The sequence below is a fragment of the Mycobacterium sp. NPDC050441 genome (assembly GCF_040655355.1).
Taxonomy (GTDB): Bacteria; Actinomycetota; Actinomycetes; order Mycobacteriales; family Mycobacteriaceae; genus Mycobacterium.
The window spans coordinates 412529-431451 of sequence record NZ_JBFAJS010000002.1 but is presented as its reverse complement, the minus strand read 5'-3'; the positions used below and the strand labels follow the sequence as shown (position 1 = coordinate 431451).

The following is an 18923-nucleotide window of genomic DNA, read 5'->3' as shown; positions in this document are numbered from 1 at the left end:
GGTTAAGCATGACCGATAACCGGACATCTCGTCCAGTTATTCCCTCCGTCGGTTACAGTGCAGGGGTGGATATCGGCGCAGATCTACTCGCGACCGACGAGTCCGGCGCGGAACGGGTTGGCACGGAGCGGGCCGATGCGGCGCGCAACCGCGCGAAAATCCTTGCTGCGGCAGCCACGGTCTTTGCCGCCCGCGATCCACGGACCGTGACCATGGACCACATCGCCACCGCGGCCGGGGTCGGACGCGGAACGCTCTACCGGCGCTACCCCAGCACCGCGGCCATAGCCCTGGCCCTGCTCGACGAACACGAGCGCGCCCTGCAACAGCAGCTGATCTCGGGCGACCCCCCATTGGGACCGGGCGCCGCTCCAGCCGACCGCCTCGCAGCGTTTTACTCCGCCATGGTCGAACTGCTGGGAACCCACGCCGATCTGGCGCTCGGTGCCGAGACCGGGGGCGCCAGGTTCACCACTGGTGCCTACGGCTTCTGGGCCGCGCATGTCCGGGCTTTGCTGATGGAAGCCGGGGTGGCTGAGCCGGATTCACTGGTCGACGTGTTGCTGGCTCCCTTGGCGGCGGAGAACGTCGTCCACCAACGCGCGCGCGGGCTGAGCGTCGAGCAGATCAGCGGGGCACTCTCCCGGCTTGCCCACGCGATGCTCGCTCCCCTATAGGCACCGAGGTCTAGTTGGTGACCTCGTCGATGACCGTGTGCACGAACCGCATCTTGTTCAGCACGGCCGGCGGCAACACGAACGGGTACAGGTCGGCGTGGCCCATCGATCGATTCACCATGTTCAGCGCCCACGCCAGCGGAAGCCACATCTCGATGATGGTGTCGAACCCGCTGGGCCCGAGCACCCGGCGTTCGAAGGTCGCCCCGGCCGGGGCGAACCCGAAGGCCGCGGCGGTGTCCAGCGTGTCGCGGATGTGCAGATAGTGCGCGAAGGTCTCGGCCCAGTCCTCGGCGGCGTGCATGGTGGCATACGTCGAAACGAAATCGTCGTCCCAGCCCGGCGGAGGGCCGTCGTTGTAGTGCCGGTCCAACGCGGCCTGGTAGTCGGCGTCGGCATCCCCGAACAGCTCGGCGAATCGCGCACTGTAATCCGCCGACGGCGCCACCAGGCGGTAGAAGTAGTAATGCCCGATCTCGTGACGGAAGTGGCCCAACAGGGTGCGGTAGGGCTCGTCCATCGCGATCCGCAACTGCTCGCGGTGCACGTCATCGCCTTCAGCGAGATCGAGTGTGATGACACCGTTTTGATGGCCGGTGAACACCTTGTCGAACTCGCTGGAGAGCAGGTCGAAAGCCAGCCCGAACTGCGGGTCCTCGCCGCGACCGACGATGGGCAGCTTCAGTTCGTGTAGTTCGGCGATCAGCCGGCGCTTGGCCTGCTCGGCCTCGGCAAACGACGCCATCGCCGCGGTGTCGGTTTCGGCCGGCCGGGTGCGGGTTAGTGCGCACGATGCGCACAGCTCGTTACCCTGACCGATTCGTACCAGCCAATTGCATTCGGCCAGATGAAGATTCGCGCAGAGTTGATACTGGTCTTCGTCGACCGCGCCGGCATGATCACTCTCATCGGTCTGGGCGATGACCAGCAGCGCCATGTCATCGATCGAGAAGCCCAGCGCGCTGCCGCACGACAGGCACAGGGAGTTCTCGAACGCCAGACGCTGACCGCAGTTGGGGCAGTTGAAATCACGCATGCAGCAACCCGCCTCTACCAGGTGGGCACGGCGCCACATCCACGGACACCTCGATAACACTACTGTCCGAATCGGTGTAGATGATGCCGCGCAACGGAGGCACGTCAGCGTAATCGCGGCCGTACCCGGCCACGATGTAGCGCTCGTCGACCATCTGGTCATTGGTGGGGTCCATGCCCAGCCAGATGTTCTGCGGCGTCCACACCGATGTCCAGGCGTGCGTAGCGTCCACCCCGATCATGCGTTCCTTGCCCGGCGGCGGGTCGGTGGCCAGATAACCCGAGACATAACTGGCGGCAAGGCCGTTGGCCCGCAGGCAGGCGATGGCCAACCGGGCGAAGTCCTGGCAGACCCCCTCACGCACCGCCAGCACCTCGTCCACCTGGGTGGACACCGTTGTCGAGCCGGACCGGTAGGTGAAATCCGAGTAGATCCGCGACGTCAGCTCGCGCAACACCTCGATCAGCGGCCGTCCGGGGAGAAAGCTGGGCGCGGCGTACTCGCGTACCGCGTCGGTGATCTCCGGCGGCGACAGGTCAAGGGTGAATTCGGCGGCCAGGGCACCGTCGCCGCCGACCGGCCGGGCCAGCTCCCACGGAGCCTTGGCCGACGCACCGGAATAGTGTTCGGGCGCAGGCGGATCCACCTCCACCACGGAATTGCTGGTGATACTCAGCGTGCGGTGACGTTCGGTGACGTGAAAATACGAGCTGATGTTGCCGTAGGCGTCGCGGCTGGTGGAACGGTCGGCCGCATCCGGCTCGATCACCAGCTCGTGGGACAGACAACGCTGCCACGTCAGATCGCGAGGGGTGAGAAAACCGCGGCCGTAGGAGCTGGTGACATCGTCGGAATAGCGGTAGACGGTGCGATGGGTGATCTCGTAGCAGCGGGTGCCCGCCGCACTCGTGGGCCCGGTCACGGCACCACCCGCCGTTCGTCGGGGCCCCACAACGGCTGCATCCCGCCGGGCAGCGACAGGTGCGCCGCCGTGATGACACCCGAGAGATCTCGGAGGCCGGCATGCATGCCGTCGAGCAGAGCGGCCAATTCGGCCCGCGTCCCGTCGGTGGTGATCTCCTCGAGATCGGCCGGGTCGAGCCGACGCAACCGGGTGGCCAGTTCGTCGACCAGACGTTCCGAGCGCGACGAGCCCGACGACCCGGGCAGGGCCTTGAGACCTGACCGGATGCGCTCCAGCTGGTAGATCAATGATCTGGGGTTCTCCGCGTCGAACAACACCAGTTCGGCGATCGCCGCGATGCTGATCTGCCCAGGGTTGCGCCGCCGGTAGATCACCGAGGATTCGCACACCACCAGGGCCGACTCCGTCACCGCGCGTTCGGCTTCGGCGCCGCGCACCGTCGTCAGGGTCGCGCGCAACAACGCGGTCAACGCCAGCCCACGCTCGATGCGCTTGCCGAGATCCATCATCGTCCAGCCGATGTCCTGCACCATCGACTCCGCGGCCACCCCGGACAACGCCAACATCCCGGCCAGGGTCTGGCTGTGCGCGGTGGCGAGATAAAGCTCTGCGGCAGTGGGTGACTGGGGCGGAGCGGCCGACGGCCGCAGCACCGCTCGTTCCACCCCGGCCAGTACCATCCAGGTGTCGTTGGACATCTGGTCGCGTACCGCCCGCGCCGCCAATCCCAGGCGTTCGACCGATTGGGCGAGCGAGCCCGACCGGTGCCGGTCAGCGGTAGCCGACCACAGCGTGGTCGGGGCGATCGCGATCATCTCGTGGTCATCGTCGGTGCCGCCGGTATCGGTACCGGTGAGCGACCCGACCGCGGCCAGCAGAACCGGAACGCACTGGCTGTCCTCAAGGTCCTGGCGGTAGCGGTATTCGTGATACCGCTCCCTGGTGACGGTGAGCAGGCGGGCCATGCCCTCGGCCCGTTCGGCGTACCGGCCCATCCAGAACAGCTCCGAGAGCACACGCGGCGAGCTGACCGCCCGGGTCGGGCTCGGTATCGCCCCAGGGGACACCAGCTCGACGGAGACCGTCGGGGTGCGCTCGGCCGTGACCCGCTGCGGGGTCCGCACCCAAACATCCTTGGCGGCAAGGGTGTTCATTCGGTACGCAGCGTTTCCAGGGGCGACCACGTAGCCGAGACCACCGATCATCGGGGCGTACCCGCCGCGCTGGGCCACGGTGAAAAGCCGCATCCCCACAATGCCGGCCGCCAATCCCTTGGCCCGGTAATTGGTTGGTGCGGTGGAGAACTGAGGTAATTCCTGTCCCACCCACTGCCCCGGTTGGGCCTCGATGCGCGCAGCCAGGTCCTCGCGGGCCGCCGCCGACAACATCGGCCCGACGATCGTCTCACCGCCGCCGACCGGCCGGATCAACAGTGAAGACAGCTTGGTGAGCAGATGGGAACGCTCGATGTCGATGCCGCCCCAGTACATCGGGGCAGTCGACAGCTGCGGCGTCTCGTCCAGCAGCAGCTCGGCCAACTGCGGCAGGAACCGTGCCAGGCCGGGGCTTTCCAGAATCCCGCTGCCCAGCGTGTTGACCACCGTCACCGCACCACGGCGCAGCACCTCGACCAGGCCCACCACACCGAGCCGGGAATCCGGGCGCAGATCCAACGGGTCCACATAGTCGGCGTCGACCCTGCGCAGCACCACGTCCACGCGTTTGAGCGTGCCCAGCGACCGCATCCACAGCGTGCCGTCCCGGACCACCAGATCGGCGCTCTCCACCAACGGGAAACCGAGCACACCGGCCAGGTAGGCCTGGTCGAAGGCGGTCTCGGAATGGATACCGGGACTGAGCACCACCACCACCGGCTCTTCGGCAGCCTCGGGAGCCGCGTCGAGAAGCGCCAGGCGCAGCGCCTGGGCCCACGGCGAGGCCGGCCGCGGGCCGATCCTCTCGTAGAGGTCGGGAGCCGCGTGAGCGATCACCCGCCGGTCGGCCAGGGCGTAGCCCGCGCCCGAAGGTGCCTGTGTCCAGTCCGCGTTGACCACGAAACTGCCATCGTCGCCGCGGCTGATGTCGCAGCCGTGCAAGAACAGCTGGTGACGCCCGGGCACCACCACGCCGTGGGCCGCCCGCAGGTATCCGGGATGGGCGAACAGCAGCTGAGCCGGCAACACCCCACTGGTGATCGAGCGACGCGCCCCGTACACATCGGTGAGCACCGCATCGAGCAGTCGGGAACGCTGCACCAGACCCGATTCCAGGGAATCCCAGTCCGGCGCCGAGATCACCAACGGCAGTGCGTCGAGATTCCACGGGCCCGAGACCGCGGTGCCGTCGCCGTCGGTCACCACCTCCCCGTGCCGGTCCACCTGGATGTAGGTGATGCCGTCGTTGTCGACGAGACCGCGTACGACGGCACGCAACCGGTCCAGGCCGTCACGGCCACGTTCACCGACGCACTCGGCCAGCTCCCGCCAGGCCGGCCGGACATCGCCCGAGACGTCCACCAGTTCGTCGTATCCGGCACCCACACCATCGTCGCGAACGTCGAACAGCGCCTGCTGGACCCGGGAACTGCGGTAGGCGGCCAGCACGCCGTCAACGTCCACACCGGTGTTCGCGGCAACACCGGTGGCTTGGGCGGACTCCGGTGAGCCATTCGCAAGAACCATCAGTGAAGAACGGTACGCACCCGGCGGAGATCCAGGATTCCGGGCGCACCGAGATCCGTGGATTGGCGTGCCTGCTTCTCCCTCAGATCCGACAGGTCGATCGTGCCGGGAGTGAATCCCATCGCCTCGAACCGTCGGCCACGCCGCGATTCAGCCTCGACCGCGTTGACCGGTGGGGTCTCGTAGGAACGCCCTCCCGGATGGGCAACGTGGTAGGTGCAGCCACCCCGGGAGGTACCCGTCGCGGTGTCGACGAGTTCGAACCGCAACGGTCCGTCCACGGTGATCGTCGGGTGCAGGGCGCTGGGTGGCTGCCAGGCCCGGAACCGCACCCCGCCCACCTGGATGTCGGGATTGTCGGTGGCCAGCAACGGGATCGGGTAATCGTTGGCGGTCACGATGTAGCGGTGCCGGTCGGCCCCGACCAGCCGCACCTGGACGCGCTCCACCGAGGAATCCACGTAGCGGGCGGTGCCGCCCCCGGCGGACTCCTCCCCCAACACATTCCACGGTTCGATCGCGCCGCGCAGCTCGATCTCCACCCCGTCGCAGACCGCGGTCCCGATCCGGGGGAACCGGAACTCGGTGAACGGATCGAGCCAGCTGGTGTCGAAGCCGATGGCGTGCGCCCGAAGGTCGGCGGCGACCTCGGCGATGTCCTGAATCAGAAAGTGCGGCAGCAGGTATCGGCCATGCAGGTTGGCGCCGTGACGGATGAGCGGTGCCCGCAACGGCTCGTCCCAGAATCTGGCCACCAGCGCACGCACCAACAGTGACTGCACCATCGCCATCTGAAAGTGTGGCGGCATCTCGAAGCCGCGCAACTCCAGCAAGCCCAATCTTCCGCGCGCGCTGTCAGGACTGTAGAGCTTGTCGATGCAGAATTCGGCGCGGTGGGTGTTGCCGGTGATGTCGGTGAGGAGGTGGCGAAGAGCGCGATCGGAGATCCACGGAGCGGCACCGGCTTGGGTCAGCCTCGCGATCTCGGCGAAGGCGATCTCCAATTCGTACAGCGCATCCGACCGGCCCTCGTCCACCCGCGGTGCCTGCGAGGTGCTGCCGATGAACCGGCCGGCGAACAGGTAGGACAATGCCGGATGGCGTTGCCAGTAGGTGAGCAACGACACCAACAGATCGGGTCGTCGCAACAGCGGCGAATCGGCCGGGGTGATGCCGCCGAGGGTGATGTGATTGCCGCCGCCGGTGCCGCCGTGCGTGCCGTCCACATCGAATGACTCGGTCGAGAGCCGGGCCAGCCGGGCCTCTTCATAGAGGGTCTCCAGTTGGGCCTGCTGCTCGGCGAAGCTCGCCGTCGGTGCGACGTTGACCTCGATGACACCCGGATCCGGGGTGATCGACATCGACGTGATGCGGGGGTCCGGCGGAGGCCCGTACCCCTCGATCACCACCGGCGTGTCCAGCTTGGCGACCGCGGACTCGATGCGGCCCACCAGGTCGACGAAATCGTCGAGCTCCTCGGTCGGCGGCAGGTAGATGTAGAGAAACCCGGAACGGATCTCGGCGACCACCGCCGTGGTGGGCGCGTGCTCGGCCGGCTCGACCGTGGCCTCGCCGGAAACGTCCCGCAAGTCGGTGGGCCGCGACAGCGGGTCGGCGTCATGCGCCGGTCGGGGCGGGTGCCAACTGATCGAATCGAGCGGCAGCCGCAGCCCCGCCGGTGAATCGCCCTCGGTGAGTACGATCCGCCCGCGCCGCAACCGCCAATCGGCGCTGGCCCAGCCGGCGCCGTCGTCGCGGCGGTGCAGGGGCAGGACGTAGGCGGCAGGCTCACGGGCCGAGGATTCGAGCCGCTCCAGCAGCTCGGCCCGGGCCTTCGGAGTGTCGTCGGCCAGATCATCGTCAGTGGCCACCGGGTCGCCGGCCGGCTGACGCACAGCGCCCGCCAACCGGCTCAGCGCATCCTCATAAGCCGGGCGCACCTGGCCGGCGGGCAGCCCGAAGTCGGCGGCTACTTCGGCGAGCACGCGCTGGCCGGCATCGTCGGCGAGCGCGGGCACCTCTGCGCCCCAGGGATCGGCCAGCAGCGCCGCGTCGTTCCACAGCGGCCGGCCATCGGTACGCCAGAACAGGCCGATTTGCCAGCGCGGCAAGGGTTCTCCCGGATACCACTTGCCCTGGCTGCGCTGGACCAGCCCGGCCGGGGCCCACACCTGTTTGAGCCGCGCCGCGAGCACCGAGGCACGTTCGCGCTTGTGCTTGCCGTCCGCGTCGGTGGTCCATTCCGGATCGACCTGGTTGTCGATCGAGACGAACGTCGGCTCCCCGCCGACGGTGAGCCGTACGTCGCCGTCGGTCAGGCGCTGATCCACTTCGGCACCGAGCTTGGTGATCGCCGCCCAGGCCGCGTCGGTGTATGGCAGCGTCACCCGCGGGTCCTCGTGAACCCGGGTGACCACATTGGAGAACTCCAGCGTGGATTCGCACGGGCCGGTGGACCCGGTGATCGGGGCCGCCGATTCCGGGTGCGGGGTTGCCGAGAGCGGGATGTGGCCCTCACCGGCGAACAGCCCCGACGTCGGATCCAGGCCGATCCATCCGGCACCCGGGATGTACGCCTCTGCCCAGGCGTGCAGGTCGGTGAAGTCCGCAGCGGGGCCGGACGGTCCGTCGAGGGCCTGCATGTCCGAGGTCAGCTGCACCAGATAGCCCGAGACGAACCGGGCCGCCACACCCAGCTGGCGCAGGATCGACACCAACAGCCACGCCGAGTCGCGGCACGAGCCGATTCCGGTACGCAGAGTGACATCGGGGGTCTGCACCCCGGGCTCCATCCGGACGGAGTAGCCGACATCGGCACTGACGGCACGGTTGAGCGCCACCAGAAAGTCGATCGTGCGGGTGCCGGGCGGCACGGTGAAATTGCTCACCCACGACATCACGAGGTCGCCGGGTCCGGAACCGTCATACTCCTCGTCGACCGGGCGCAGATACGGCTTGAGATCCTCGAGCAGCGCCTTGGGGTACTCGAAGCCGGTGGATGAGCCGCTTGGGTGAGGACCAGACGGCCAGGTCTCCGCGTAGTCCTCGATGAAGAAGTCGAACGGATTGATCACCTTGAGGTCGGCGATGAGCCCCACGGTGATCGTCAGCGTGCGAGCCCGGTCCGGAAACACCAAGCGGGCCAGAAAGTTACCGAAGGCGTCCTGCTGCCAGTTGATGAAATGGTCCGCCGGCTCCACGGTCAGCGAGAAGGCCTCGATCGGGGTGCGCGAGTGTGGCGCCGGACGCAGCCGGATGACGTGCGGATGCAGCTCCACCAACCGGTCGAAGGTGTAGCTGGTGCGATGCTCCAGCGCCACTTTGATACCCATCTGCAAATCCCACCACAAGGTGAACATCCCCGCACTGCGCACGACGATCGGCCCGGCGCGCGCTGCCCGGATGCGGCCGGATTCGGCCGGCGCTGGTTGAATTCAGCGGAGAAGCACTGACCGAAGGGATGTGGCCGCCGGCGATGTGGAGCACCGTGCTGGTGATGGCCGTCGTGGCGGCGGTCGATCCGCTCAGAATCGGGGTCGTCGCCTTCATGCTGTCGCGGTCACGGCCGGTGCGGTTGCTGCTCCCCTTCTTTCTGTTCGCCTTCACCGCCAATGTCGCGGTGGGCGCCGCGGTGGTGTTCGTGTTCAAGAACGTCACCGGCGACGGCGGGCGCACCATGCCCCCGGGCCTGGAGATCGGCATCGGTGTCGTGGCGCTGGCGATCGCCATCCTGTCCATAACAGGAGTGCTCGAACACCTGGTCAATCGAGTACGGAAGCGCCGGACGGTGCCGGCCGCACCCACGGCGGACTCGGAGCCGGGCCTGTCGAACCTGCCGGCCGGGATGCAGGCCGCGTTGCGCGGCGAGGCGCCATGGGCAGCCGGATTGCTGGGCCTGATCAACGGTTTCCCCACGCCGTACTACCTGGCCGCGATGGCTGCCGCCCTGACATCGGGCGCCGCGGTGGCCGAGCAGATGGCCGCGATGGTCGTGTTCAATCTGGTCGGTTTCCTGGCGGCGATCATCCCGATCATCAGTTTCTGGGTCGCCCCGGCAGCCACCAGGTCCGGCGTCGAGCGGATCTACGAGTGGATGGGGATCCACCATCGACTCGTGGTCGCCGTGATCGCCGGCGCGGTCGGCGTGTACTTCCTCGCGATGGGTGTCAGCCACTTGTGACGGCGCGCCGGCGCCTGGTCCGGCGGTAGACCGCCAGCACCAAGAGCCCCGCCAGCGTGATGCCCACCAGGTTTACCACCAGTTGCAGGACTGACTGAGCGGCCACATCCCAGTCCCCGACCGTCGCCGCCACCACCGCGAAACCGGCAGCAGGCACGGTCGTGACCGAGATGAAGACACCCACCAGAGCTGCCGACTTCGCCGACACCAGCGACAGCATCCCGGCCGCACCGGCCAGCAGCGCCACGACGAAGGAGAACGGGCCGACCTGGAAGATGAAGTCGACATCCTGCAGTTCCCGGGTGCTGGTCAACGTGACCCAGCCCAGCGCCTCGAACCCGAGCGTGGCCGCGGCGGTGACCACCATTGCCAACGGAAACCCGATCACCAGTGCGGCCGAGGCGCGTCGCGCCAATGACATCCGCCGCTGGACGAGAGCGACGGCCAGTGCGGCGAGCGGACCGAACTCCGGACCGACGACCATCGCCCCGACCACGGTGACGGGCGAATTGGTGAGCACGCCGACGGCCGCCAGCATGCAAGCGATGCAGAGGAACAACATGTAGGTGACGTTCAGATGAGATTCCTCGCGGGTCCGGGAGACGAGTTCGTCCCACACCACCGCATCGGCGCCGTCCCCTTCCGCCGCATTCTCCGCGTGGTACGCCAGGCTGGACAACACGGTGTCGAGCGGTTCCAGGGTGATGGCGCCGAAGTGGTGCACATCAAGGGATTTCAGCCGCTGGACGACGGCGTCGGCCGCTTCCCTTGCGACATCGGCGGTGATCTGGTCACCCGCGGGATCAACCGCTGCGCCGGCGAGTAACACGATGTGGGCGACGCCTGGCTCGGCGTGCAGGACATGCAGAATCGGGTCGCGCAGATCCGCCGGCGCTATGACGCGTAAGTGCAGCACCGGCCGAGAGTATCGGCAGTGCCGCCGCTAACTGCTGATCGGCGTTCGTTTGTCGGTCAATCCCACCAGAAGACCCACAGCGGGTGCGCCAGCCTGCGCGCGAGCGCATCGAGCGAACCGGCCTCGGTGTTGACCGAGTCGTCGCAGTACAGGTAGGCCTCCAGCGCCGCGGTGAGCGCCTCCGACTGGGTGCGCGGTGGCTGATCGGCCACGAGCACGAGAAACTCGTCGTCGAGGGCGAACACTTCGGTCCGGTAGCGGGCGGACCAGCGGCGCAAAATGGCCGCGTGTTCGACGCCGCGGATGTCCGAGTTGATCGCGCCCGACCACTGGAGCAGTCCGGGAACCAGCCAATCGGCGGGAGTGGGAATCAGCGCCAGCCGTGAGTACTCGCCGCGAGAGTCGAAGTCGGCGAACTGCTGCCGCCAGTCCGCCGAGTCGCCGGCGTCGAACCCGGACGGATGGCGTGGGATGTCGTACCCGGCGGTGCGGGTGTCGAACTCGTGTTCCAGCCAACGGGCGGCGTCGAGTTCTGCTGCCAGCAAAGGTGTTTCGTCGGCGATGCCGTCCATCCCGATCCGGTGCCATGTCATGTCGGTGAGCAGTACGGGCCACAACCCCGTCGCCGGAAACCGCGCCCGGACGGCAAGCCACGCTTCCGCGGCCGGAACACCCGGCGGCACCGGCACCGACCACATGGGTGCCCGGTGGGCCAGCACGTCATCGTGGCGTTGCAGTTCGCCCAGGACTATCCCCGCCGCGGCGAGGGCGGCGGCGGGATCGCGCGGCGGGGCTACCGCCGCCGGCGGGGCCGCCACCGGATCCGGGGCAAAAGGCGGCGCCTCCAGGGCCGGGACACTCGGACTGGCCGCCGGTGCCGGCAGGAACGGCGGGTCACCGGCGGAGGCAGGTGGCGTCACGGCCCGGTCGGTGAGCAGTTGAGCCAGCCCGATCAGATCCGCGGCCACGGCAGTCACGGCGATTCCCTGCCCGCCATCCTGGACCGCCCACACCGTAGGGTCGCCCGGCCCTTGCTTCAGAAACGCCACCCCGTAAACCGGTATCACCCTGGGTTCTTCGGCGAGCTTCGCGCTGGCCAGCTTCAGCGCCGCATCGCCACCTGGGTTGTCGCCCCATGCGGGGTGCCACAGCCCGCCCGCGCGCACGGCGTGCAGCAACTCACGCACCGGCCGGCCGATGTGCGCCCGAAGCGTCACTTCGTCGGCGTTGCGCCAGTCCGGCCAGCCGGACCCCACCGGTAACCCGGCCGACAGAAAGTCGCGGTGATCATTGCTGAGCCACAAGGAAAACCGCGCTTCGAGGGCGTCCAGTTCGGCCTCGGTGAGCCCCGGCTCGATACGCCATCGGCCGTGTTCGGCCAGGATCTTCAAGGCTTGGGCTGCGCCGCTCACGACGTGGGACGTTCGTACCGGACGACGAGTTCGTCGGCCGGTACGCGGTGTCCTTCGTCGCATCGAATCTCGACTCCGGCCAGTGCACCGCACCCGTCGTGCGCGAGCCGCAGGCCCGTCTCGCCGAGATGTTTGCGACCCCACTCGAACATCGCCCATACCACCGGCATGAAGTCGGTTCCCGATTCGGTGAGCACATACTCGTCACGTTCCCGCTGACCGGGCTCACGATAGGGCCGCTTCGCAAGCAGCCCGGCCGCCACGAGATCGGACAACCGCGCCGACGTTGCCGCCTTGGTGATCCCGACCCGACGGGCGAAGTCATCGAACCTGGTGGTGCCGTAGAAGGCCTCGCGCATGATCAACATCGCCGACTTGGTGCCTGCGAACGCCATGGTCCTCTCGATCGGGCAGTGTCCCACCGCCGACCAGGCGTCGCGGTCGGCCAGCTTGCCCTGCAGCATTCCCACGGAATCAAACCCCATCCCTGAGTTGTTCTAACTATACCCAGGTGCTATACCTGGGTAGTTATCACAATACTCAGCGTGGAGCATCAGGAGGTCAAGATGGCCGGATATGCAGACCGGGACGCAGTCATCGTCGGGGCGGTCCGGACCCCGATCGGCAAAGGCAAGGCCAGCGGCGGGTTACACGGCGTCCTGCCGGCAGACCTGCTGGCGCACAGCCTGCGGGAGCTGATCAGCCGCACCGGCGTCGACCCGGTACTCGTCGACGACGTCATCGCGGGGGCCGTCACGCAGGTGGGCGACCAGGCCGTGAACATCGGCCGCAACGCTCTGCTGGGCGCAGGCTTCCCGGAGACCGTTCCCGGGACCACCGTCGACAGGCAGTGCGGCAGCAGCCAGCAGGCGATCAGCTTCGCCGCCCAGGGCGTGCTGGCCGGCGCCTACGACATCGTCATCGCCGCAGGCGTGGAATCCATGTCGCGGGTACCGATGGGCAGCTCGGTATTACCGGGCAGCGACCCGTTCGGCCTGGCCTTTGCCGAGCGCTATTCCGAAGGCCTTGTCCCGCAAGGGATCAGTGCCGAGTTGATCGCAGCAAAATGGGGCTTCTCCCGCGCCCAGCTCGACGAGTTCTCCGCGGGCAGCCACGAGAAGGCGGCCCGGGCGACGAAAGACGGCTTGTTCGAGGCCGAACTCGCCCCGGTCGCCGGGTTGAGCACCGACGAGATCATCCGGCCCGGGACGACGGTGGACACCCTGTCCGGGTTGAAGCCCGCGTTCTACAACGAGGCCTACGCCGCACGGTTCCCCCAGATCAACTGGGAGATCACCCCTGGCAACTCGTCACCGCTGTCCGACGGCAGTGCGGCGGTGATGATCACCAGCGGTGCGACGGCCAAGAAACTCGGGCTCAAGCCCCTCGCCCGGATCCACACCACCACGGTGGTCGGATCGGACCCGCTCTACATGCTGACCGGTGTCATTCCGGCCACCGAAAAGGTCCTGGCGCGTGCGGGTCTGACGCTGGCGGACATCGATCTGTTCGAGGTCAACGAGGCGTTCGCACCGGTGGTGCTGGCCTGGGCTCACGACACCGGTGCCGACCTGGCCAAGACGAACGTCAACGGCGGGGCGATCGCGATCGGGCACCCGCTCGGCGCCAGCGGCGCACGCATCATGACCACCCTGGTCAATGCGCTCGAGCAGCGCGGCGGGCGCTACGGCCTGCAGACGATGTGTGAGGGCGGCGGTATGGCCAACGCGACCATCATCGAACGGCTGTAACGACGAAAGTTGGCTTGTGTGCGAGTTTCCCGTGGGATCTCGCACACAAGCCAACGGTGGGCGCTAGGCGCGAACCAGCTCGAAAAGCGGGATGGCCCGGGTGGTCTTCGACTGGTACTCGGCGAAAACCGGCGCGCGCTCGATGATCTTCGGGTAGGCCGCGTCGCGCTCGTCGGCGGGCAGCTCCCGGGCCGTCGCGTCATAGGCTTCGGCGCCCACCTCGATACGCACCTTCGGGTTGGCCCGTAGGTTGTGCACCCACGCCGGGTCCTTGGGCCCACCGGCGTAGGAGCCGACGATCAGCATCCGATCGTCCACATCCAGATAAGCCAGCGGCGACAGCCGGGGCTGACCCGACTTGGCCCCGATGGTGTGGAGCAGCAGCAGCGTGCCGCCCTCGAAGGGCCCACCCACCTTGCCGCCGTTGGCCCGGAATTCCTCCACAACGTTGCGGTTGAAGTTGTCGAGGGCCGCCACGTCGGCGACCAGCTCGGTCTTGTCGAAGTCTGGATCGATATCGCTCATGACTTCTTGAGCTCCTCGGGCTTCGCGTCTATTCCGGATTCCTTGCGCTGCTGCGCGGTGATCGGAGCGGGCGCGTCGGTCAGCGGGTCGACGCCGCCACCGGACTTGGGGAACGCGATCACCTCGCGGATCGAGTCCACCCCGGCCAGCAGCGCGGTGATACGGTCCCAGCCGAACGCCAGGCCGCCGTGCGGCGGTGCACCGAAGGCGAAGGCGTCCAACAGGAATCCGAACTTGTCCTGGGCCTCGGCATGGTCGATGCCCATCATCGCGAACACCCGCTCCTGGACGTCGCGGCGATGGATACGGATCGAGCCGCCACCGATCTCGTTGCCGTTGCAGACGATGTCGTAGGCATCGGACAGCGCGTTGCCGGGATCGGTGTCGAAGATGCCCTCCGATTCGGGCTTCGGCGCGGTGAAGGCGTGGTGCACGGCCGTCCAGGCACCCGAACCCACGGCGACGTCGCCCGAGGCGGTCGCCTCGTCTGCGGGTTCGAACATCGGGAAGTCCACGACCCAGGTGAACGCCCAGGCGGCCGGGTCGATCAGATCGAGACGCTTGGCGATCTCGATGCGGGTGGCACCCAGCAGCGAACGTGCCGACTTGACCGGGCCGGCCGCGAAGAACACGCAGTCACCCGGCTTGGCGCCGACGTGGGCGGCCAGACCGTCACGCTCGGCGTCGGTGAGGTTCTTGGCGACCGGACCACCCAACGTGCCGTCCTCGGCAACCAGCACGTAGGCCAGCCCTTTGTGGCCGCGCTGCTTGGCGAACTCCTGCCAGCCGTCGAGGGTGCGACGCGGCTGCGACGCCCCGCCGGCCATGACGACGGCACCCACGTACGGCGCCTGGAACACCCGGAACGGGGTGTCCTTGAAGTACTCGGTGCACTCGATGAGTTCGACGCCGAACCGCAGGTCGGGCTTGTCGGAACCGAACCGGCGCATCGCGTCGGCGTAGCTGATCCGGGGCAACGGCAGCGGCAGGTCGTAACCGATCGTCGACCAGACCGCCTTCAGTACCTGCTCGGCGATCGCAATCACGTCGTCGGCGTCGACGAAGCTGAGCTCCATGTCCAGCTGGGTGAACTCCGGCTGGCGGTCGGCACGGAAATCCTCGTCGCGGTAGCAGCGCGCGATCTGGTAGTAGCGCTCCATGCCCGCCACCATGAGCAGCTGCTTGAACAGCTGCGGGCTCTGCGGCAGCGCGTAGAACGATCCGGGCTGCAGACGCGCGGGCACCAGGAAGTCGCGGGCGCCCTCCGGGGTCGAGCGGGTCAGGGTCGGGGTCTCGATCTCGACGAAGTCGTGCTCGGCCAACACGTTGCGTGCGGCGGCATTCACCTTGGAGCGCAACCGGATTGCGTTACCCGGGCCCTCGCGGCGCAGGTCCAGGTAGCGGTACTTGAGCCGGGCTTCCTCGCCTGCGGTCTCGTCGAGCTGGAACGGCAACGGGGCGCTCTCCCCCAGCACCGTGAGCGACGTCGCGTTGACCTCGATCTGTCCGGTCGGGATCTCGGCGTTCTCGTTGCCTTCGGGACGTACCTCGACTCGGCCGGTGACGGCGATGCAGAACTCGGCGCGCAACCGGTGGGCGGCGGCGAGCACGTCACCCTCGCGGAACACCACCTGGGACACGCCCGATGCGTCGCGCAGATCGATGAAAATGACGCCGCCGTGGTCACGGCGACGTGCCACCCAACCCGCCAGTGTCACCGTCTGACCGGCATCGGTGGCCCGCAACGAACCGGCGGCATGACTGCGCAGCACGAAAACTCCTGAGTGTTGAGTCGAGAGAGACTGGTGGTGACGAGTGACCAGTCTAGAGAGTCGACCGGCGGCGCTAACGTTGCGATGTGGATGAGCGCTCGCGCGAAGACCAAAATGCACTGAACTCCCCCATCGCGGTCATCGGTCCGGGCGCCATCGGGTCCACCATCGCGGCGCTGCTGCATGCCGCCGGACGGCCCGTCCTGCTGTGTGGACGCACCCCGCGCGACGGCATCGAGGTCCGGCCCGACGACGGAGAGCCCATCCGGGTGCCTGGGCCGGTGCACACCGAACCAGGCACCGTCGATGGGCCGCTCACCGTGGTGTTTCTCGCGGTCAAGGACACCCAGAACGCGCAGGCAGCGCCGTGGCTGGACCGGCTGTGCGACGAGGACACGGTGGTGTGCGCGCTGCAGAACGGCGTCGAACAGGTCGAGCGCGTCAGCGCCGTCAGCCGGCACACCGACGAGGCTCACGTGGTGCCCGCGGCGGTGTGGATCTCGGCTGAGACCCAGCCCGGCGGCTGGGTGCGATTGCGCAGCGAGGCCAGGCTGGTGCTGCCCGACACGCCGGCGGCCGCGACCGTGGCCGACGAGGTGAACGGCGCCGCGATCACCGTCGAACACGATCCCGATTTCCGCCGCGCGGCCTGGCGCAAGCTACTGGTCAATGCCGTCGTCGGGTTCATGGTGCTGGCCGACCGGCGCGCGGGGATGTTCCGCCGCGACGACGTGGCCGCGCTGGCGCGGCGCTACCTGACCGAATGCCTGGGCGTCGCACGGGCCGACGGCGCGGATTTGGGCGATGACGTGGTCGACGAGATTGTCACCATGCTGGCCTCGGCGCCCGAGGACCTCACCACCTCGATGCTGACCGATCACCGGGCCGGCCGGCCGCTGGAGTGGGATGTCCGCAACGGTGTCATCGCCCGCAAGGCCGCCGCACATGGCCTGGCCACCCCGATCAGCGACGTGGTGGTCCCGCTGTTGGCGGCGGCCGGCGACGGCCCGGGCTGACTCGCCACTAGACACTCTCCCCTAGGGTGTCTACCCATGGCCCGGACCTACCCGTGCGAGCGCGTCGAGTTGGACTTCATCGACCGTGCGCCGTTCCGCTTCGTCAGCACCGTCGACCTCGCCATCACCGGAGAGCAACTGTTCGAGGTGCTCAGCGATGCGACCTCCTGGCCGCAGTGGGCCACCGTCATCACCGACGTGGAATGGACCAGTCCCGAACCGCGCGGCGTGGGCACCACCCGCACGGTCAAGATGCGCGGACACATCACCGGCGACGAGGAATTCCTGGCCTGGGAACCCTTCTCACACATGGCCTTCCGCTTCAACACCAGCACCTCGAACGCGATCTCGGCCTTCGCCGAGGACTACCGCGTGGTCGAGACCGCCGACGGCTGTCACCTGACCTGGGTGATGGCCCTGAAGCCCAGCGGCCTGTCGGGCCGGCTCGGGATGACGCTGGGTCAACCCGTGATGGCGTGGTTGTTCCAGCGGTTCCTGCACAACCTGCGCCGGTATACCGACGAGCGATACGGCAACTAGCCCAGCCCTTCCCACACCTGGCGTCGCACCGCGTCGGGATCGGCGACGGTCTCGTCACGGGTGGAACGGATCACCCGGGTCAGCCGCTGGTCGATGGCGTACTCCGGCCAATCCGCAACTTCGGCCCGAGCGAAATCGAGCCAGGTACGTTGCATCCGCCGACCGACCGACGGCTGGACCCGGCGACCCAACGGGTGCAGCTTGCGTCCCAGATACGACCCATAGCTGTGCTGGATGTGCACGATCTCACTGCCGTGGGTGGCGCCCAGCCCCAGCACCTTGAGCGTCCAGGTGGTGTGGTCGAACCGGTACACGTGGGTCGGTGCGTGCACGCTGTAGGCGTCGGCGAACGCCCAGGTGGGTGCGCCGAACATGACGTCGGAGCCGAACGCGATCAGCGCCCGGCGGCGCGGGAAATCGGGATAGGCGGCCAGCACCCGATTCCGGGCCTGCGGGTCGTGGCGGCGGAGATAGTCCTCGACCCCCGCCAACGTGGTCGGCAACATCGGCGGCTTGCCCCAGGCGAACATCGACGCCTCGTGGCTGTTCGTGCCGATGATCAACGGAATCGCGGACACCGCACCCACGCGTGCCGCCTCGATCGGGTGCAGCGGCAACAGGTCGACGCCATGCGTCAGCCCGTAGGCCAACGTTGGTGTCTGCTGGGCACTTTCCAATTGCAGCTGCCCGGCGGCCCGGCGCAGCTGCCGCTGCGGCAGCACTTTGAGTTGCTCGGCCCCCACCCCGAGCAGTTGCATGAACCGGTGCGACTGACGGGCCCGGTCGTCCCGGTCGGCGATCAACGGCAACGCCGGACTCTGCGCGATACCCCGGGCGAACAGCCCGTCGGCTGCCGGGCTGGCCAGCAGGGCCAATACCGATGTGGCACCGGCCGATTCCCCGAACACGGTCACCTGTTCGGGGTCGCCGCCGAACGCGGCGATGTTGTCGCGCACCCACTGCAACGCGGCGATCTGGTCCCGCAGACACAGGTTGTCGTCGAATCCCTCACCCAGGTCACCGAGTTCGAATCCACCGAACACGCCGAGGCGATACGTGACGTTGACGACCACCACGTTGCCGTTCTCCGCCAGTCGCGAGCCGTTGTAGAGCTGCAACTGACCGGCGCCGTAGACGAAGGCCCCGCCGGGGATCCACACCATCACCGGCAGCGACCCGCCCGTATCCGGAGACCAGACTGTGACGGTCAGGCAGGCCTCGTCGCGGACCTTGGGGTCGTCACGGCCTCCCCCGACGAACGAACGGCCTTGTGGCGGCAACGGGCCGTGCTCCACGGCGTCGCGGACCCCGGACCAGGGCACCACGGGCTGCGGCGCCAGGAAGCGCAATGCGCCGATGGGCTGCTGGGCGTACTCGACACCCCGCCAAACGCTGACCCCGCCTTCACGGGTGCCGCGTAACCGCCCCAGCGAGGTGTGGGCGATGGTCGAATGTTCCGCAACGACGGACACGTCTGAATCGTAGTGTGAAA

15 protein-coding genes are annotated in these 18923 nt (G+C 67.9%); 5 read left to right on the top strand and 10 right to left on the bottom strand.

The window, feature by feature from the left end; genetic code table 11:
• Positions 1 to 65 precede the first annotated feature (65 nt).
• Complete coding sequence (locus tag AB0I14_RS07165) at positions 66 to 677, top strand: TetR family transcriptional regulator (protein ID WP_358017993.1); 612 nt, start codon at positions 66 to 68, stop codon at positions 675 to 677.
• A 10-nt stretch (positions 678 to 687) separates the two neighbouring features.
• Here the strand turns inward: AB0I14_RS07165 and AB0I14_RS07160 are convergent, their stop codons facing one another.
• From AB0I14_RS07160 to AB0I14_RS07145, 4 genes are read right to left on the bottom strand one after another with little or no spacing between them, the layout of a single operon-like run.
• Positions 688 to 1713: a putative zinc-binding metallopeptidase gene (locus AB0I14_RS07160; protein ID WP_358017990.1), complete on the bottom strand. Its 1026-nt coding sequence runs from the start codon at positions 1711 to 1713 to the stop codon at positions 688 to 690.
• Entirely contained in the window at positions 1706 to 2665 is a 960-nt protein-coding gene (locus tag AB0I14_RS07155) for a transglutaminase family protein (RefSeq protein WP_358017987.1), read from the bottom strand. Before AB0I14_RS07155 ends, AB0I14_RS07160 begins: the two co-directional genes overlap by 8 nt.
• Positions 2632 to 5322 (bottom strand): circularly permuted type 2 ATP-grasp protein, encoded by a 2691-nt coding sequence (locus AB0I14_RS07150; RefSeq protein ID WP_358019010.1) that lies wholly within the window; start codon positions 5320 to 5322, stop codon positions 2632 to 2634. The genes AB0I14_RS07155 and AB0I14_RS07150 overlap by 34 nt, the downstream gene beginning before the upstream one ends.
• Positions 5319 to 8651, bottom strand: coding sequence for a transglutaminase family protein (locus AB0I14_RS07145; RefSeq protein ID WP_358017984.1), 3333 nt, complete (start codon positions 8649 to 8651; stop codon positions 5319 to 5321). Before AB0I14_RS07145 ends, AB0I14_RS07150 begins: the two co-directional genes overlap by 4 nt.
• A 143-nt stretch (positions 8652 to 8794) precedes the next feature.
• Here AB0I14_RS07145 and AB0I14_RS07140 point away from each other — a divergent pair, with 143 nt between their 5' ends.
• Positions 8795 to 9499, top strand: a complete 705-nt coding sequence (locus tag AB0I14_RS07140) for a GAP family protein (RefSeq protein WP_358017981.1) — start codon at positions 8795 to 8797, stop codon at positions 9497 to 9499.
• On the opposite strand, the gene AB0I14_RS07135 is transcribed toward AB0I14_RS07140, so the two are convergent.
• The 3 genes from AB0I14_RS07135 to AB0I14_RS07125 are packed head-to-tail and all read right to left on the bottom strand — an operon-like array spanning position 9486 to position 12312.
• The gene (locus AB0I14_RS07135) at positions 9486 to 10415 is read right to left on the bottom strand and encodes a DUF389 domain-containing protein (RefSeq protein ID WP_358017978.1); all 930 of its coding nucleotides are present in this window, start codon (positions 10413 to 10415) and stop codon (positions 9486 to 9488) included. The two genes, AB0I14_RS07140 and AB0I14_RS07135, sit on opposite strands and share 14 nt — an antisense overlap.
• Before the next feature lie 56 nt (positions 10416 to 10471).
• Complete coding sequence (locus tag AB0I14_RS07130; protein ID WP_358017975.1) at positions 10472 to 11827, bottom strand: DUF4253 domain-containing protein; 1356 nt, start codon at positions 11825 to 11827, stop codon at positions 10472 to 10474.
• Positions 11824 to 12312: a helix-turn-helix domain-containing protein gene (locus AB0I14_RS07125; RefSeq protein WP_358017972.1), complete on the bottom strand. Its 489-nt coding sequence runs from the start codon at positions 12310 to 12312 to the stop codon at positions 11824 to 11826. The genes AB0I14_RS07130 and AB0I14_RS07125 overlap by 4 nt, the downstream gene beginning before the upstream one ends.
• Before the next feature lie 81 nt (positions 12313 to 12393).
• On the opposite strand from AB0I14_RS07125, the gene AB0I14_RS07120 reads away from it, so the two are divergent.
• Complete coding sequence (locus AB0I14_RS07120) at positions 12394 to 13578, top strand: thiolase family protein (RefSeq protein WP_358019007.1); 1185 nt, start codon at positions 12394 to 12396, stop codon at positions 13576 to 13578.
• Positions 13579 to 13641: 63 nt separating this feature from the next.
• Here AB0I14_RS07120 and AB0I14_RS07115 read toward each other — a convergent pair whose 3' ends face one another.
• Both AB0I14_RS07115 and aspS read right to left on the bottom strand, forming a co-directional pair.
• Positions 13642 to 14103, bottom strand: a complete 462-nt coding sequence (locus AB0I14_RS07115; protein WP_358017969.1) for a nitroreductase family deazaflavin-dependent oxidoreductase — start codon at positions 14101 to 14103, stop codon at positions 13642 to 13644.
• The gene (gene aspS / locus AB0I14_RS07110) at positions 14100 to 15875 is read right to left on the bottom strand and encodes an aspartate--tRNA ligase (protein ID WP_358017966.1); all 1776 of its coding nucleotides are present in this window, start codon (positions 15873 to 15875) and stop codon (positions 14100 to 14102) included. Before aspS ends, AB0I14_RS07115 begins: the two co-directional genes overlap by 4 nt.
• A 119-nt stretch (positions 15876 to 15994) precedes the next feature.
• Here aspS and AB0I14_RS07105 point away from each other — a divergent pair, with 119 nt between their 5' ends.
• Both AB0I14_RS07105 and AB0I14_RS07100 read left to right on the top strand, forming a co-directional pair.
• Positions 15995 to 16891 (top strand): oxidoreductase, encoded by an 897-nt coding sequence (locus AB0I14_RS07105; RefSeq protein WP_358019005.1) that lies wholly within the window; start codon positions 15995 to 15997, stop codon positions 16889 to 16891.
• A 36-nt stretch (positions 16892 to 16927) separates the two neighbouring features.
• Positions 16928 to 17431, top strand: a complete 504-nt coding sequence (locus AB0I14_RS07100; RefSeq protein WP_358017963.1) for an SRPBCC family protein — start codon at positions 16928 to 16930, stop codon at positions 17429 to 17431.
• Here AB0I14_RS07100 and AB0I14_RS07095 read toward each other — a convergent pair.
• Positions 17428 to 18903 carry a carboxylesterase family protein gene (locus AB0I14_RS07095; RefSeq protein ID WP_358017960.1) on the bottom strand — a complete coding sequence of 492 codons (1476 nt, stop codon included), beginning with the start codon at positions 18901 to 18903 and terminating at the stop codon, positions 17428 to 17430. The genes AB0I14_RS07100 and AB0I14_RS07095 overlap by 4 nt on opposite strands.
• Between the last annotated feature and the right edge of the window lie 20 nt (positions 18904 to 18923).